Annotated in this window: 15 protein-coding genes and 2 tRNA genes; 14 read left to right on the top strand and 3 right to left on the bottom strand. The window is 40.7% G+C overall.

The genetic code is table 11. The features are described from left to right. The first annotated feature begins 59 nt into the window (after positions 1–59). The 6 genes from truA to prfB are packed head-to-tail and all read left to right on the top strand — an operon-like array spanning position 60 to position 7854. A complete protein-coding gene (gene truA, locus AS005_RS03625; RefSeq protein ID WP_101510300.1) occupies positions 60–797 on the top strand; it encodes a tRNA pseudouridine(38-40) synthase TruA in 738 nt (245 codons plus the stop codon). Beyond that, on the top strand, positions 797–2107 hold the full coding sequence (locus AS005_RS03630) for a hypothetical protein (RefSeq protein WP_233186221.1): 1311 nt from the start codon (positions 797–799) through the stop codon (positions 2105–2107). The genes truA and AS005_RS03630 overlap by 1 nt, the downstream gene beginning before the upstream one ends. After that, entirely contained in the window at positions 2086–2889 is an 804-nt protein-coding gene (locus tag AS005_RS03635) for a TlyA family RNA methyltransferase (protein ID WP_101510302.1), read from the top strand. Before AS005_RS03630 ends, AS005_RS03635 begins: the two co-directional genes overlap by 22 nt. Next, positions 2886–4124 (top strand): hypothetical protein, encoded by a 1239-nt coding sequence (locus tag AS005_RS03640; protein WP_101510303.1) that lies wholly within the window; start codon positions 2886–2888, stop codon positions 4122–4124. Before AS005_RS03635 ends, AS005_RS03640 begins: the two co-directional genes overlap by 4 nt. A 7-nt stretch (positions 4125–4131) precedes the next feature. Beyond that, positions 4132–6744 (top strand): preprotein translocase subunit SecA, encoded by a 2613-nt coding sequence (gene secA / locus AS005_RS03645; protein ID WP_101510446.1) that lies wholly within the window; start codon positions 4132–4134, stop codon positions 6742–6744. Positions 6745–6750: 6 nt separating this feature from the next. Beyond that, positions 6751–7854, top strand: coding sequence for a peptide chain release factor 2 (prfB, locus tag AS005_RS03650; protein ID WP_101510304.1), 1104 nt, complete (start codon positions 6751–6753; stop codon positions 7852–7854). On the opposite strand, the gene AS005_RS03655 is transcribed toward prfB, so the two are convergent. Continuing rightward, entirely contained in the window at positions 7846–8829 is a 984-nt protein-coding gene (locus AS005_RS03655; protein WP_233186222.1) for a helix-turn-helix domain-containing protein, read from the bottom strand. The two genes, prfB and AS005_RS03655, sit on opposite strands and share 9 nt — an antisense overlap. A 63-nt stretch (positions 8830–8892) precedes the next feature. On the opposite strand from AS005_RS03655, the gene AS005_RS03660 reads away from it, so the two are divergent. Genes AS005_RS03660 through AS005_RS03675 form a run of 4 tightly spaced genes read left to right on the top strand, consistent with a single transcriptional unit; the run spans position 8893 to position 12196 of the window. Further along, positions 8893–10041 (top strand): alkaline phosphatase family protein, encoded by a 1149-nt coding sequence (locus tag AS005_RS03660; RefSeq protein ID WP_101510305.1) that lies wholly within the window; start codon positions 8893–8895, stop codon positions 10039–10041. A gap of 49 nt (positions 10042–10090) precedes the next feature. Beyond that, on the top strand, positions 10091–10495 hold the full coding sequence (locus AS005_RS03665) for a ribonuclease H-like YkuK family protein (protein ID WP_233186223.1): 405 nt from the start codon (positions 10091–10093) through the stop codon (positions 10493–10495). A gap of 13 nt (positions 10496–10508) precedes the next feature. Beyond that, complete coding sequence (locus tag AS005_RS03670) at positions 10509–11597, top strand: hypothetical protein (RefSeq protein ID WP_101510307.1); 1089 nt, start codon at positions 10509–10511, stop codon at positions 11595–11597. Beyond that, positions 11561–12196, top strand: a complete 636-nt coding sequence (locus AS005_RS03675; protein ID WP_233186224.1) for a ComF family protein — start codon at positions 11561–11563, stop codon at positions 12194–12196. Before AS005_RS03670 ends, AS005_RS03675 begins: the two co-directional genes overlap by 37 nt. On the opposite strand, the gene AS005_RS03680 is transcribed toward AS005_RS03675, so the two are convergent. Next, a complete protein-coding gene (locus tag AS005_RS03680) occupies positions 12189–13442 on the bottom strand; it encodes a glycerate kinase (RefSeq protein WP_101510308.1) in 1254 nt (417 codons plus the stop codon). The two genes, AS005_RS03675 and AS005_RS03680, sit on opposite strands and share 8 nt — an antisense overlap. Continuing rightward, positions 13421–14044 (bottom strand): nitroreductase family protein, encoded by a 624-nt coding sequence (locus AS005_RS03685; RefSeq protein WP_101510309.1) that lies wholly within the window; start codon positions 14042–14044, stop codon positions 13421–13423. The genes AS005_RS03680 and AS005_RS03685 overlap by 22 nt, the downstream gene beginning before the upstream one ends. Before the next feature lie 26 nt (positions 14045–14070). Here AS005_RS03685 and AS005_RS03690 point away from each other — a divergent pair, with 26 nt between their 5' ends. The 4 genes from AS005_RS03690 (at position 14071) to AS005_RS03705 (ending at position 15383) form a co-directional block, all read left to right on the top strand. After that, positions 14071–14460, top strand: a complete 390-nt coding sequence (locus AS005_RS03690) for a hypothetical protein (RefSeq protein ID WP_233186225.1) — start codon at positions 14071–14073, stop codon at positions 14458–14460. Next, the gene (locus tag AS005_RS03695; RefSeq protein ID WP_233186226.1) at positions 14444–15187 is read left to right on the top strand and encodes a GGDEF domain-containing protein; all 744 of its coding nucleotides are present in this window, start codon (positions 14444–14446) and stop codon (positions 15185–15187) included. Before AS005_RS03690 ends, AS005_RS03695 begins: the two co-directional genes overlap by 17 nt. A 33-nt stretch (positions 15188–15220) precedes the next feature. Beyond that, positions 15221–15295 (top strand) — tRNA-Val (locus AS005_RS03700). A 12-nt stretch (positions 15296–15307) separates the two neighbouring features. Then, positions 15308–15383: transfer RNA gene (locus AS005_RS03705), tRNA-Phe, on the top strand. Positions 15384–15486: the final 103 nt, after the last annotated feature.

Here is a 15486-nt window from a genome sequence, read left to right on the forward strand (position 1 = left end):
TGATGCTATTATAGAATAAACGGGACAACAAAAAAACAGCATAGGACGAGGTGAAGAAGATGAAACGTGTGGCCGCAGTTATCGAGTACGACGGAAGCAATTTCTTTGGCTTCCAAGGACAACCCGATGTTAGGACCGTACAGGGTATTATAGAGGATGCCTTAGAAAGGATCTTCAAACAGAGAGTCTATACACAAGCAGCAGGAAGAACGGACGCTGGTGTTCATGCAAACGGCCAATTGATCGCTTTCAATTGTCCCAATGACAGAATGAGTACCGAAGATATCAAGAATGCTATGAATGCCAATCTTCCGGATGATGTGTACGTTAAGAAAGTTTTCGAAGTTCCAAAAAATTTTCATCCTCGCTTCGATGTTACAAAGAGGATCTACCATTATTTCATAGATACTTCCAAAGAGAGGAACGTCTTTTCCAGAAAATACGTCTGGTGGTTTCCCTACGAATTGGATTTGAACGCGATGAGAAAAGCCGCGAAGTATTTGGAAGGAACACACGACTTTACCTCTTTCAAAACCGGGAGTGATGAGAGAGATCCGGTGAGAACTATATATAGAATAAGAATTTTGAAACTCAAAAGGAACATCGTACTTATCAGAGTTGAGGGAAGGTCTTTCTTGAGAAGAATGGTTCGAAACATAGTCGCAGCACTGGTTAAGGTAGGGCTAGGTCATTGGAAACCTGAGAAAATGAAGGAGGTGCTCGAAGCACGAGACAGAAGTGCAGCAGCAGGTACCGCACCTGCACATGGTTTGTACTTCTACAAAGTGTTGTTCTGATGTTTGCATTTAACTACAAAATAGAAGAAAATGGGATTCTGTATTTTCTTGGTGACTCCACACCCACAACCTTGGAACTCGAGATCGTTCAGGAATGGAAAAAATTACCAGTGGTTACTCTTGTGTACGACGGGCCCGTAGAATACAAAGGGATCGTCGAGGATCTCTTATCACAGGAAGGTATTCTGACTGGTACAGGAACCCCCCTTATTGTGAAAATCCGTACCAAAGATGAATATGTAGCCTTTCAGATTGTTTTCGAAGACAAATCGATTGATAATTTTGAAAATTTAACAACCAAAGATTTGTTTCCAGAACAGTTCAGAAAGACTGTGAGAGAAGTTTTTCCGTCGATACAGATTCCATCGGAATTTTTCCTCATCGAGTATAAAGACGGTGTCTTCGAGAAAAAAATAGCTTATACAAAAGACTATGAGAAAAAATCTCCGGTGATCTTTCTTCCTCTTTGGAGCGAGGAACATATTCTAGAGATAGGAGATTACAGAAAAGTCGTGAAGGAAGGATTTTACCAGATAGGAGGAAAGACGGTGTATGTGGGAAGAGACATATCTATGGAAAATGTTCCCGGACTCTATAGAAACGTTGAAATGGTCTTTCTAGACGGTGAAAGAGAGTATCTCTACAAAGATGGATTCCTCAGGTTAGGAGAGAAAGTTTTGAAGATAGAAGAACCGGTGGATATCGTCAATGGAGTTGTAATAACCAGGCATAGGATAGGTTATAGAAAAATTGAAGACACCATTATCTTCAGATGGAACGATTTTGTGCTCACCGCATCGGGATCTTTGATGGGGATAAACGGAAGGTGGACTTGGAAAGTTTCAAAGACACCTGTAGAGTATTCGATTTTTGGAAGCATGCTCTACATATTGGATGTGTGTGGTTTCTTAAGGAAATACGATATCAAAACAAGACAACTTGTTTGGGAGAAAAAGATAGAAGGTGCATGGGGAGTCGATGCAACCGAAGACAAAGTATTCGTTGGTTCGGAAAACACGGTAATGATTTTGAACGCACAAGACGGAGAAACGATCGAAATATTGGAAGCCGATGACTTCGCTGTATGGAACGGAAAATTACTCGTTTACAAAAACGGTATTCTCAATGGAGAAAAAATAGAGGGATTCTTTATAAGGAACTTCGGAACTCCTCTCTTTGTTTCGAAAGATAAGATTATAATGTTCGGGGACGAAAAGAAAGTTTATGAAAATGCAGAAAAAATACGTGTCTTTCAATGGGGAACCGTTATAAAAGCGGGGGATAAGTTATGGCTGATAAAAAGAGATTAGATCAGATAGTTTTAGAAAAAGGCCTTGTTGAAAGTAGAGAAAAAGCAAAAGCCCTGATCTTGGCTGGCAAAGTTTTAGTGAACGGTGAAAGAGTAACGAAAGCGAGTAAAATCTTCTCGGAAGATGTTCACGTCGAACTTGTAGAGGAACAAAAATATGTGAGCAGAGGTGGATACAAACTTGAATCTGCTTTCGAAAGTTTCAAAATAGACGTTTCCGGGAAAGTGGCTTGTGATATAGGAGCATCGACGGGTGGTTTCACAGATTTTCTTCTGAAAAACGGTGTAAAAAAGGTATATGCCGTGGATGTGGGATATGGTCAACTCCATTGGAAACTTCGAAATGATCCAAGAGTAGTGGTGATGGAAAAAGTAAACGCTCGATACTTGAAGAAAGAAGATTTAGGAGAAGCGGTCGATTTGGTAACCTGTGATGTTTCCTTCATTTCTATAAAGAAGATCCTTCCCGCTATCTACGATATATTGAAAGAAAGTGGTGAGGCGATTTTGTTGGTAAAACCCCAATTCGAAGCTCCGAGAAAATTCGTCAAGAAAGGCATCGTGAGAGATCCGAAAGTTCACGAAAAAGTCTTGGAAGATGTGCAAAAAAGCTTAATGGAAAATGGGTTCTCAGTTAAAGGATGTTGCTTTTCCAAACTAAAAGGAGCAGAGGGAAACATAGAGTACTTTTTCTGGGTTCGTAAGGATGGAGAACAAAGCGATATAGATCTTCAGAAAGTTGTGAAAGAGGCGTGGGAATTTTTTGGGGAGATGAAAAGATGAAATATGTAACAACGCTACTTTTGTTTGTGGTCGCCATTGCTCTTTCTGTACCCGTTCTTCCAGATTACGACTACCTTATCCGGCTTGAGAACACTGAGGAATTCTATTCAAAAATAAAAGAACTCCCTCTTTTCGAGTTTTTATTGTCTGGAGAAAGAGTGGGATTTGAACAGACGATTCGAAGATGGGTTGAAACTCGCTTGGAAGATCCAAGTGTTTTCTACCGAGGACTGTCGAAGGAAATTGTGATTTCAGGAAAAGGTGATGTAAAAGATCTACTCAGTTTTGACGTCAATTCACTTCTTTCTACACCGGAAAAGCTCACTAATGGCTTCATAGCTTTCAGAACAGATTCTCCACAAAAATTCGTAGAATCCCTTGCAAAAATAAAGGCTTCAGAATATTACGAAAAAAATGGCGTTTTCGTTATTGAAGGTGCCACACATCTGTTTTCGAAAGTGATGGGAGAATACGTTTTAGTTTCACCCAACCGAAAGATCTTAGAGGAAGTCCAAGATCAGAAAATGGATCTGGCGAAAGCACCTGTTGCGATTCACGTGAGAGATTTAAATTTGTTTGGAAAGATTGGTGAGGCGACGCTGAAAGCGGAAATGAAACCGTCCCATCTCACAATAGAAGTTTCTCAAAAAGCTCCTCCGTTTTCGGTTTCGAAAAAAGAGGACATGGGGCAACTTCCTTACTTGGGAGATTTGTTCGCATTTACAAGTAGTCACGAAATACTGAAAATCATTCTGAATCAAATTTTCAAAAATGATGACGTTGAAGAGTTTTACCATGAATTTTTCTCAAACGGAGAGAGTGTTACTTTCCTGACCACTCTCTACGAAACACCCAAATTTGTATTTCTCATAGGAAACAAAACGCTGAAAGGAGTGGAATCCTTTCTCATCAGCAGGGGTGCAGAAAGAGTAGGAGACGAATGGCAGCTTCCGGTTAGAAACACAGTTTTACACTTTTTCGAGTACAAAGATAAACTCGTGGTATCTTCTATGAAAAGAGCGGAATACGTTCAAGCAGTGAACAGAAGAAGACTCGAGAATCATCCAACTTTCGCTTTTCTTGAAAAAGAATCACCCGAAGAGGTGTTTTTGGAAATGTTCCTCGATTTGAATTCTTTCATCAACAAGATTCTTGGATTCTCTCCAAAATCCAGTCTTCTCTTGATAGGATATATCGAGAACGGGCTAATAAAGTACAGATTGGAGGTAATGTGATATGTCTTTGTTCTTGTTTGACAAAAACAAAAGAATTTTAAAGAAATACTCAAAAATGGTGGAGAAGATAAACCACCTAGACGAAAGTATGCGATCTAAGAGTAACGAAGAATTGATTGCCCTCTCCAAGGAACTGAAGGAGAAAATAAATTCGCTCGAAGATGCCGACAAGAACCTTCTCGAAGCATTTGCTTTGGTGAGAGAGGTGGCTCGAAGGACTGTCGGCATGAGGCCTTTCGATGTACAAGTAATGGGAGGAATAGCCCTTCATGAAGGAAAAGTAGCAGAAATGAAAACAGGCGAAGGAAAAACTCTCGCCGCCACCATGCCCATTTATTTGAACGCTCTGATTGGTAAGGGAGTTCACTTGGTCACAGTAAACGATTACTTAGCGAGGAGAGACGCTCTTTGGATGGGGCCTATTTACCTCTTTCTTGGTCTCAGAGTGGGCGTTATAAATTCTCTAGGAAAATCTTACGAAGTTGTGTGGAAGAATCCTGATTTGGCTGAAAAGGCCATAAAAGAGAACTGGAGTGTCTGGCCAGAAAATTTCAACGGAGAGGTTTTGGACGATGAACACAAGAATATAGAGGCTACAGAGGCTTTCCAAGTAGAGCTCAAAGAAATTACGAGAAAAGAAGCCTATCTGTGTGATGTTACCTATGGAACGAACAATGAGTTCGGTTTCGATTACTTAAGAGACAATCTCGTTCTGGATTACAACGATAAAGTACAAAGAGGTCATTTCTATGCTATTGTGGATGAGGCAGACAGTGTCCTCATAGATGAGGCAAGAACTCCCTTAATTATTTCAGGTCCCTCCAAGGAGAGTCCCTCCACCTATAGGAAGTTCGCTCAAATTGCTAAAAAATTTGTTAAAGACAAAGATTTCACAGTTGACGAAAAGGCGAGGACCATAATCCTAACTGAAGAGGGTATAGCTAAGGCCGAGAGGATCATAGGGGTAGATAACCTCTACGAGCCCGGGAACGTTTCTTTACTTTATCACCTTATAAATGCCTTGAAGGCTTTGCATCTTTTCAAAAAGGATGTCGATTACGTTGTTATGAATGGAGAAGTCATCATCGTTGATGAGTTCACGGGAAGACTCTTGCCAGGAAGACGTTACAGTGGAGGACTTCATCAAGCTATAGAAGCAAAAGAAGGGGTTCCTATAAAGGAAGAATCGATCACATATGCGACCATTACTTTCCAAAATTACTTTAGAATGTACGAAAAGCTGGCTGGTATGACAGGAACAGCCAAAACAGAAGAAAACGAATTCGTGCAGGTTTATGGTATGGAAGTTGTAGTTATCCCCACCCATAAACCCATGATAAGAAAAGATCACGACGATCTAGTTTTCAGGACCCAAAGGGAAAAGTACGAAAAAATCGTGGAGGAAATTGAAAAACGCTACAAGAAGGGACAGCCCGTTCTCGTGGGCACAACCTCCATCGAAAAAAGTGAGCTCCTCAGTTCTATGTTGAAAAAGAAGGGAATCCCTCACCAAGTCTTGAACGCTAAGCATCATGAAAAAGAGGCAGAAATCGTTGCCAAAGCGGGCCAAAAAGGAATGGTAACCATCGCAACCAATATGGCAGGTAGAGGAACAGACATAAAGCTTGGACCGGGTGTCGCAGAGTTGGGAGGTCTTTGTGTCATCGGTACTGAAAGACACGAGAGTAGAAGAATAGACAATCAACTTAGAGGAAGATCCGGCAGGCAGGGAGATCCAGGAGAATCCATCTTTTTCCTCTCCTTGGAGGACGATCTTCTGAGAATATTCGGGGGAGAACAGATCGGAAAAGTGATGAACATTTTGAAAATAGAAGAAGGGCAACCTATTCAACATCCTATGCTCTCAAAACTCATCGAAAACATACAGAAAAAGGTTGAAGGAATCAATTTCTCAATTCGGAAAACTCTCATGGAAATGGATGAGGTTCTCGACAAGCAAAGAAGCGCAATATATTCCCTCCGTGACCAAATTCTCCTCGAGGAAGATTACGATGAGTATTTGAGACAAATATTTGAAGACGTAGTGAGTACAAGGGTTGAGGAGTTTTGTTCAGGCAAAAATTGGGATTTAGAGGGTTTGAAAAATTCACTCTCTTTCTTTCCAAAAGGTTTGCTCGATTTCGAAGGGAAACGATTCACATCCTCAGAAGAAGTTTACGATTATCTCTTGAACAGAATGTGGGACGAATATCAAAGAAAGAAGCACGAGATAGGTGAAGAATACAAAAGAGTGATCAAATTTCTCATGCTTCGAATCATTGACGAACATTGGAGAAGGTACTTGGAAGAGGTAGAACACGTTAAAGAGGCAGTACAACTCAGATCGTACGGTCAAAAAGACCCGATCGTTGAGTTCAAAAAGGAAACGTACTTCATGTTTGACGAAATGATGAGGAGGATAAACGATACGATTGCAAACTACGTTTTGAGAGTGGTCAAGGTTTCAGAAAAAGATGAGAAAGAAGCAAAAGAAGAGCTTGGTAAAATAAGACTTGTACACGAAGAATTCAATCTCGTGAATAGAGCCATGAGAAGAGCTTACGAAAAGAAGAAAAAAAGTGGGACTCACGGCCTTGGTAAAATAAGAGTGAAGAGGTGATGAATCATGATCAGTTTTGAAACAAAGACGAAAATAGAAGAATTGGAAAAGAAGTACAAAGATGTTTTGTCGATTATCAATGAAAAAGAAATCGAAGAAGAGTTAAAAAGCATTGAAAAGAAGCTTTCGGATCCCTCTGTCTGGGACGACCAAGTGAAAGCCCGTGAGTACACTCAAAAATTGAAAAGGTTGAAAAACATATCCGAAGATTTGAAGAAAGTAAGATCTCTTTTCGAAGATCTCGAAGTCGCAATAGAGCTCTCAGAAGAAGATGCAGATATGGTACAACAGGTGGAGGAGATTGTCCACGAATTGGAACATGCCGTAAAAAAGTTGGAGCTAGAAATCATCTTGAATGGCAAATACGATCCAAATAATGCTTATCTTTCGGTCCATCCAGGAGCGGGTGGTACAGAATCGCAAGATTGGGCACAGATGCTCCTCAGAATGTATATGAGATGGGCAGAAAGGAAAGGATTCAGTGTAGAGATCGTGGAATACCAGCCCGGTGAAGAAGCAGGTATAAAGGACGCCACAATATTGATAAAAGGTGATTATGCGTATGGATATCTGAAACACGAGTCTGGGGTTCACAGATTGGTCAGAATCTCTCCTTTCGATGCGGCAAGAAGGAGGCACACTTCCTTTGCCTCTGTGAACGTGGTACCGGAAATAGAAGACGATGTAGACATAGACATAAGGCCCGAGGATCTAAAAATAGAAACTTTCAGAGCTTCTGGTCATGGTGGACAGCATGTGAACAAAACGGAGTCTGCTGTGAGGATCACTCACATACCAACGGGAATAGTAGTTACTTGTCAAAATGAAAGATCTCAACATCAGAACAAACAAACCGCTTTGAAAATCTTGAAGGCGAGGTTGTATCAACTGGAGATGGAGAAAAAAAGAAAGGAGATCCAGGAAATACAAGGAGAATTGAAAGACATCTCTTGGGGAAACCAGATCAGGTCCTATATTCTCCATCCGTACACTCTAGTCAAAGATCACAGAACTGGAGTGGAAACGTCGAATGTCGATGCGGTGATGGACGGAGATATCGATCTTTTCATAGAGGCAGAGCTGGTCTATTTTGCACAGAAGTCAACTTAATCCGTATTTTTTCATTTTATATGAAAGCGTTTTGTAGTTCATTTTCAAAATTTCACACGCCTTTTTACGGTTGCCCTCACTCTCTTCGAGGGCTTTTTCTATCATCTTTTTTTCTACGAACTCAACTACAGACTCAACGAACCGTTTCAAATCGATTCCCTTCGTTCCACTCATATCCTTCACAATAGCTTTCATCTGCTCTGCGGGTTCTTTCAGTGTAAAAATTTCGTACACTTTTTCTATAAACTCCTGTGTGTTACCTGGCCAATGGTAATCAGTCAAAGCTTTTATCAGATCATCATCAACCTTTATGGTTCTCCCTTGAAGTTGTAACGATCGAAGAATACCATCCAACATATACGGTATATCCACTTTTCTTTCTCTCAATGGTGGTATTACGACGAAAGGAACTTCTCTTTCTGGAAAAGAATCCATCCCCAGTATCACTTTCTCACCGGAGAACCTCGGTGGAACAAAATCCGATGGGGCATCGTCGATGAAGAGTGTCCGAGAGTTTATGTTCACTGGAAGATCCTCATGGTATGTCAGAGAAACGTAATTTCCTCCTGTTACAAAATCCACATAAGCATGTCTGTGGATTCCCCGTTCAGATACAAGCGCAAACACAGAATAGGAATTGTAGAACTTCTGAATCTTGAAAAGTGTTGATTTGATCTTCGCGCCTTGAAGCTCTGGAGTGTAGAGAAGTAAATTGAACTTTGCTCGCAAGGATTCATTCTCTTTCTTAACTGCGACGTAGTTCAAAGCCAAATATAACTCGTTCAGACTCTTTACAAACAGTGTATCTTCAATTTCGAGAATCCTGTCGCCGAAAATCACATCCCACTTTTCAGCGAGAACTTTGTCTCTGTAATCTTCTCCTTCGTACAGATCCCAATCCACATCGTGAGATATTCTTGTTATCATATCTTTGAAGACATTAACGATGTCTTTCCTCACAAGCACTCTAAGCACTTTATCATCCCCACATGATCATTTGATTCTGTACTAAATCTTACAGAAAGGAGGACCATCTAAATGAAACTAGAAAGGCTGGAAGACGATCTACTCTATCCTGATTATACCGGAAATTCTATCGTCAATTTCTCAAACACGATCTTGAAAATATACGATGAAAAGCCCCTACACGAACCTTATAAACTGCCGAAAAAAGTGATTGAAAACCTCCGAAAGGTAATCGTTTTGATTGTTGATGCGCTCAGTTATGAAGCTTTCTCTTCCACCATTTCCGACGACGACGTTCAAGTGTTTCCAGCCTCATCAGTTTTTCCTACAACAACGGCCGTTGCGTTGCCGAGCATTTATTCTGGATTGACTCCTTTGGAACACGGATTTCTAGGATATATTCTCTATCTTCGAGAGGTGGGAAGTCTCGTGAACATGATAGAGATGACACCTCCAGGCTTTCCAAGAGACAGCGTTCTCAAAAGTCATGAGATCCATTTCATCACAATTTTTCAACGATTACAAAAAAACGTTCAAAGTTTCTTTCTCATTCCAAGATATTTGTTGGGAAGCGGATTTTCCAGGATAATGTCACAAGGTGCTGAACAGATCGGTTTTTCAAGTTTCGGTGATATGATTGAAAAGATCCTAGAACTGGTGAATCTTAAGGGAAAGATCCTGATTTTTGCCTATTGGTCATCTCTGGATTCAATAGCTCACAAAAGTGGTGTTGAAAGTGCTTATTTCAGAGAACTCAAATGGATTTATAGGATCTTGAAATCCGAACTAGTTCGAAAACTGAAAAAAGATACTGTCTTCTTCATGCTAAGCGATCATGGTCAGATCACAACATCAAAGGAAAAGGAAATTTGGTGGGATAAAAACTCGGAGATCTCAAAATTTTTTGAAAAGCCCCCGGCTGGTGAGCAAAGAATGATGTATCTTTACACAAGGAGAAAAAAGTCTTTGGTAGAATATCTTATGGAAAAGTATTCGGATTTCGCGTTTTTCTTAGATCCAAGAGAGTCAACAGCCCTTTTTGGTGTAGGAAAGAGGCATCCAGAATTTTTCTACAGAGTAGGGGACGTGATTTTGATAGCGAAGAAGGACTTCTCTTTCAATTACAGATACACGGGTAAAGAAGAGAGCCTTTTGGGTAGGCATGGAAGTCTTTCTTACCAGGAATTGGTAGTGCCCTTAATAGTGTATCGGAGGTGGTAAGTTCCGTTATCTGAAAAGTCCCACCTGGGGAAAAGTTGATCATCAAAAGGTGATTGAACTGATTAAGAAATTCACTAGCGGGTATGAATACGCAATTTTCGTAGGTACGGACAGTGATGTAAAAGACGGAGAGGTAATTTATGCCACAGTACTTGTGGTGTACAGGTTGGGGAATGGGGCCACATACTTTTACACCGTGTATAAAGATGGAAACAGAAAAGATCTTTACACAAGAATATTCAAAGAAGCTGAAATGAGTTTAGAAATGGCGAAGTTTGTGGAAGAAATCCTGAAGTTGGGAAAACCGGTGGTACATCTTGACATTGGATACGAGGGCCTGACGAAAGAATTAGTGTCCAGTGTTATTGGTTACGTGAAAGGGATGGGATATCCTTACCAGGTGAAACCCAATTCGTTTGCCGCCACAAAAATTGCTCATAAACACACCAAATGAGGAGGTTTCGGGTGTGAGAATTCTTTTGAAACTATCAAAGATCGAAAATGAACTAGTGAATGTTTTGGAAAGCCTCGAGGAAGGATATGAAATTGTGGTGGATAAAAGTATCTTTGAGGATTTGAAAAGAAGAGTGCCCAATGTTTCCTTGTACAAAAATTTACAAGATTTCGATTTACTCTACATGGATTGGGAGAAAATACCCTCGAGTAAAAGGGAGACAGATATCCTTTCTATTGTGGACATAAACAAAATCAACCTCTTTTTTGAAACCATTAAGAATTATCGTGAAAAATTAGTGGTAACGACCCTTGATAATCTGAAAACGGCTCTCTCGGAGATAGAACAGACAGGCGATATATCTTTACAAACGAGGCGTCGCTTGGTATTGAAAGAATTAGCTCGTTTTTTGAGCATCCTGTCCAGATTGCTAGAAGATTTGTCCGATCTCTTTTTCATAAAAGAATGGAAGGCATTGGTTTTGAAAAAAGTCTCAGAGCAAGGAGCAGAGTCGATTGTCAATCTGTTCCCCGTGGAGGCCCCTGAAAAATTTGTGTTGGACATAAGCCTCGCTGTCCATTTTATTCGATACCTTCCTAAAAACGCCTGTGTTTTGATAAGAGATCAAAAGGTTATCTATGCCTCTTCAGAAGGTAATCTTCCAGATCTCAAAGGGGGAGTCTTAGGATACAAAGGCACTTTCCACGAAAAGAAGAAATTCGATTTTATTGTGGCAGAAGACTTTGTAAACGGTGTGGAAGGGATCAGGTTGGACGACGTCGAATCACAAGAAGATGGCCTCGTACTCTTTGGAATCTCTGGTCTCTCCAGAGAACCCATTCCAACAGATGATTTCACGGAAGCTTTGGCACTTCATCCCGTTTTTAACTGCTGTGCAATAACGAAAGAGGGTCGCTTGATTGCCCATCTGGTTGAACTTCAAAGTGAAAAAATCTTTATGAAACTGGAACAAATCGATCTTTCAGGAACGAGAGTTGCCTTCAATTTCTCAATCGAGGAATCTTTAGCAACCGAGATAAAAAAGAAAGGTGCAGAGAGAGTGTCATGGATAGATTCGAGAAAGACTTGGAGAAGATACTGAAATATCTGTTCTTGAACACGTGCGTCCTTTGTGGAAGAGAAACTTCTCCACTGTCTGTTCTCTGTGAAGAATGCGAAACGAAAATTTTGAAAAAAGGTCCTTCGTTTTACAGCGAATCTCACAGAAATTACGAAATGTTTGTGTATTCCGACTACAGAGACGAGCTAGAACAGTTGATAAAACTCTACAAATATCGCAAAGAGCGACAACTTTCAAAATTTCTAGTGAGGGTTTTTGTTAAATTGTACAGTTACTTCCCAAGACAGGCAGATATGGTAACCTGGATTCCCTCTTCTTTGGACTCGCTGGAGGAAAGAGGATTTGATCATATGGAACTCATCGCGAAAAAGATCACCAAATTTCTTAAGATCCCCGCCGCAAAGCTCTTAGAAAATATTTCAAAAGGAAGACAAGTTGAAAGGCGGAGAGAAGAAAGAAAAAAGATGGGACGTTTCGTCTGCCGGAAAATTCCTCCCCGAAATATCATCCTTCTGGACGATGTAATGACAACAGGAACAAGCATAAAAGATTCCGTAAAGGTCCTACTCGAAAATGGAGCAAATAGGGTTTTCGTTTATATTCTGGCAAGAACTACGTGACCAAACCAACTATCAGATCGTTGACGTTAGTCCCCGTAGGGCCCGTTATTAAAAGTGAACCTGCTTTCTTCAAAGCGTTATAAGAGTCATTGTTTTCCAGATATAAGTTAGGATCCTCTCCCATTCGCTTCAAAATGAGTGTGGTTTCACCATCGACAACACCACCAGCTGCATCCGTAGGTCCATCGGTTCCATCCGTTCCAACAGCACACAAAGCCACACCATCTAATCCTTCAAGGGTAATCGCCGCTGAAAGTGCGAGCTCTTGATTTCTACCACCCAACCCCGTTCCTCTAACATGAACAACGGTTTCACCACCAAAGATCACAGCTGCTGGCCTCCTCAACGGTCTGTTCGCGAATTTGATTTCCCTCATCACACTGGCAATAAACTTTCCTGCTTCCCGTGCTTCACAATCTAGTGTTGTCGTAACTATTTCTGCATTGAATCCTTCTTCCGAAGCTGCTTTTTTTGCCTCCTCACACACCTTTTTTACGTTGCCGATGAGATGAATCTCCACATTGGAAAGATGCTTGGGAGTTTCTTCCATAAGAGCTTTTTTCACTCCTTCATTCACTTCAACACCGTACTTTTCCAAAACTCTCAAGGCATCTTTCGAAGTTGATCGGTCCGGCCACGTGGGTCCTGAGGCTATCACATCGAGTTTGTCACCTAAAACGTCTGAAAGAACGAAAGTGATCACTCTCGCTGGATAAACTCTCTCTGCAAACCTTCCGCCTTTCACTTGTGAAAGGTGCTTTCTCACCGCATTTGTCTCTTCAATATTCGCTCCACTCTTGAGGAGAACATCGGTTATTTTTCTCAGCTCTTCAAGAGAAACTCCCTCCATAGGCAACTCGAACAGAGAAGATCCTCCACCAGACAACAAAAAAAGGATCTCGCAGTTTTCTTTTAGTTCATTTGCCAACTCTAGTACCCTTCTGGTTGCTTTTATAGTGTTTTCATCCGGAACAGGATGCCCAGCTTCGTATATTTCGAATTCATCGATGGGACCCTCACTATGACCGTATTTCGTTATTACGATACCTTTCTCTATCTTCTCTCCTAGAATTTCATAGGCAGCGTTCGCCATTCTCCATGCCGCTTTTCCTACCGCTACGAGAAAAACTCTATCAACATCGACATTTTTCAAGGTTTCTTTTACTGCTCTATCGGGCAGTACAGAATCTATTGCCTTTCTCACTATCCTGAGTAATACATCCTTCAAGGATTCAGAATCAAACAATACGTATCCTCCTTTCTCTTCAGAATTTCAGGTTCTCTTTTGTAAATTTCTCTGGCAACGAGAAACGCGTGAGAAAGAGCTATTCCGAGATCCACTGGCTTCCTTGAGGAGATGCAAAGTTCCCTGCCAGTGAATCTAAACCTCCAAGGTTGTCCATTGAGAGCCGATGGAGCCAAGATGGTCAGTTCGATTATCCTGATGATCTCGGGTTGTAGCTCTTCTATATCGTTTTCGAGAAACGAACTGATGGGTTTCCTCTTCCTGCTGAAATCCCTGTTTTTTGGATATCCAAAAGCGATTATGTAAGGAACATTCGGATGAGGGGAACGAGCCATCCAACAAGTCCCAAGCCCTTTCATTGTTAAAAAGAGTACAATTTGCTCTCCCTGAAAACCATAATCGACAAGTTCATCAAAACTTTTTTTAGTTGTTGCATAAATGTAATGTGGAAAATCCTGAAAATTTGCTTTCCAATCATACTTTTTTGTGATAAACTTTATGCTTGAAAAGATTTTCAATTCTTCTTTTAAACTATCTGGTAGATTCCTCCTCAGAAAGTTCCGCACCGAGTGTCTGCTCTCTATGGCCTCAAAGATATCCATCCACTCACCTCTGGGGGGTGTTAAATGTGGAAAAATTTTTGTTTGTGGTTTTGATTTTCCTCTCTTTTTCTCTTTCGTTTGGTTCTTTTTTGTTTTTTACGGAATTGAATGTGGAATTTCCTGAAGAAATGTATGAAACCCTCGGAACAAAATCATTCCTCGTAAAATATTTTACTCTTTTCGAAAACGAAAGGCAAAAAGGGATTATTTTCTCAGGGTGGATTTTCTTGCCCACCTCTCAATCGGAAAAATTCGTGGAGCTCCGTGTGGAAGGAAAGGAAGAAACGCACACTTTCAAAGTAAAAACCAGGCGAGATGGATTCTATTTGGTGATACCTCCTCATCTTCTAATAGTTCCAAAAGAAGCGAAGATTTTCCTTGAGGAATATGAAATAGGGAGTGATCCTGTTGATTAAAGAAATGGTTTATGTTCTTGCGGCTTTTCTCCTTCTGTTTTTTATCTTTCTTGTGAGAAAGTATGTGAAGAATTTTGAAGGTGAAGTCTTGTTAGAAACGGGTGTAGCGATAATAACAGTTGGACTTTTTATCAATTTGTTTTACGAGTTCATAGGATACAACATTATGATTTTGGGGATTCTCGTTTCATTTTTCGGAGTGACCAAGATATTCAAATCTCTTAAAGAAATAGCCATCAAAGATCATCTTACCGGTCTTCACACTCGATATTATTTCTTCGAAGAGTGGCTTCCCCAAGAGATGGAGAGGCAAAAGCGAAAAAAGGGAAGTGGAATCGCCTTTCTAATAATAGATCTAGATGATTTCAAAGAGATCAATGATCGGTATTCTCATAAAATTGGTGATAAACTTTTGAAACACGTTTCCCACGAAATATTGAAAAACATCAGAAAAACGGATTGTGCAGTAAGATTTGGTGGTGATGAAATACTAATTGCTTTCCCAGACATAGATGAAAAAAGTGTGCTCAACATAGTTAAAAGATTAGAAAAAAGATTGAAATTCAATCCAATCGGCCTGCCTATAAACTTCTCTTACGGTATAGAAACTTGGAAACCTGGAGAAAACATAGAAAATATCATACAAAAGGCAGATATTCAAATGTACACCTTGAAAAATATGCGAAAGCAATATCGAGCACTGACAAAAGAGCCAGATGTTGACTAAAACTGGATTTTGATGTAATATATTTACTGCGGTGGGAGCGTAGCTCAGGGGGAGAGCGCCTGCCTTACAAGCAGGAGGTCGTAGGTTCAAGTCCTGCCGCTCCCACCAGAAGCACAAGGTGGCCAGGTAGCTCAGTTGGTAGAGCACTGGACTGAAAATCCAGGTGTCGGCGGTTCGATTCCGCCCCTGGCCACCAGTTTTGCTGAAGGTTCGTAAAAAGATATCTATGTCATCCAAGCCGGGAGACAACAGCTCCCGGATTTTTGTTTTTACTTTCACAGAGAAACAAAACTTTGCTG

It is taken from the genome of Thermotoga sp. KOL6, from assembly GCF_002866025.1.
GTDB lineage: Bacteria > Thermotogota > Thermotogae > Thermotogales > Thermotogaceae > Thermotoga.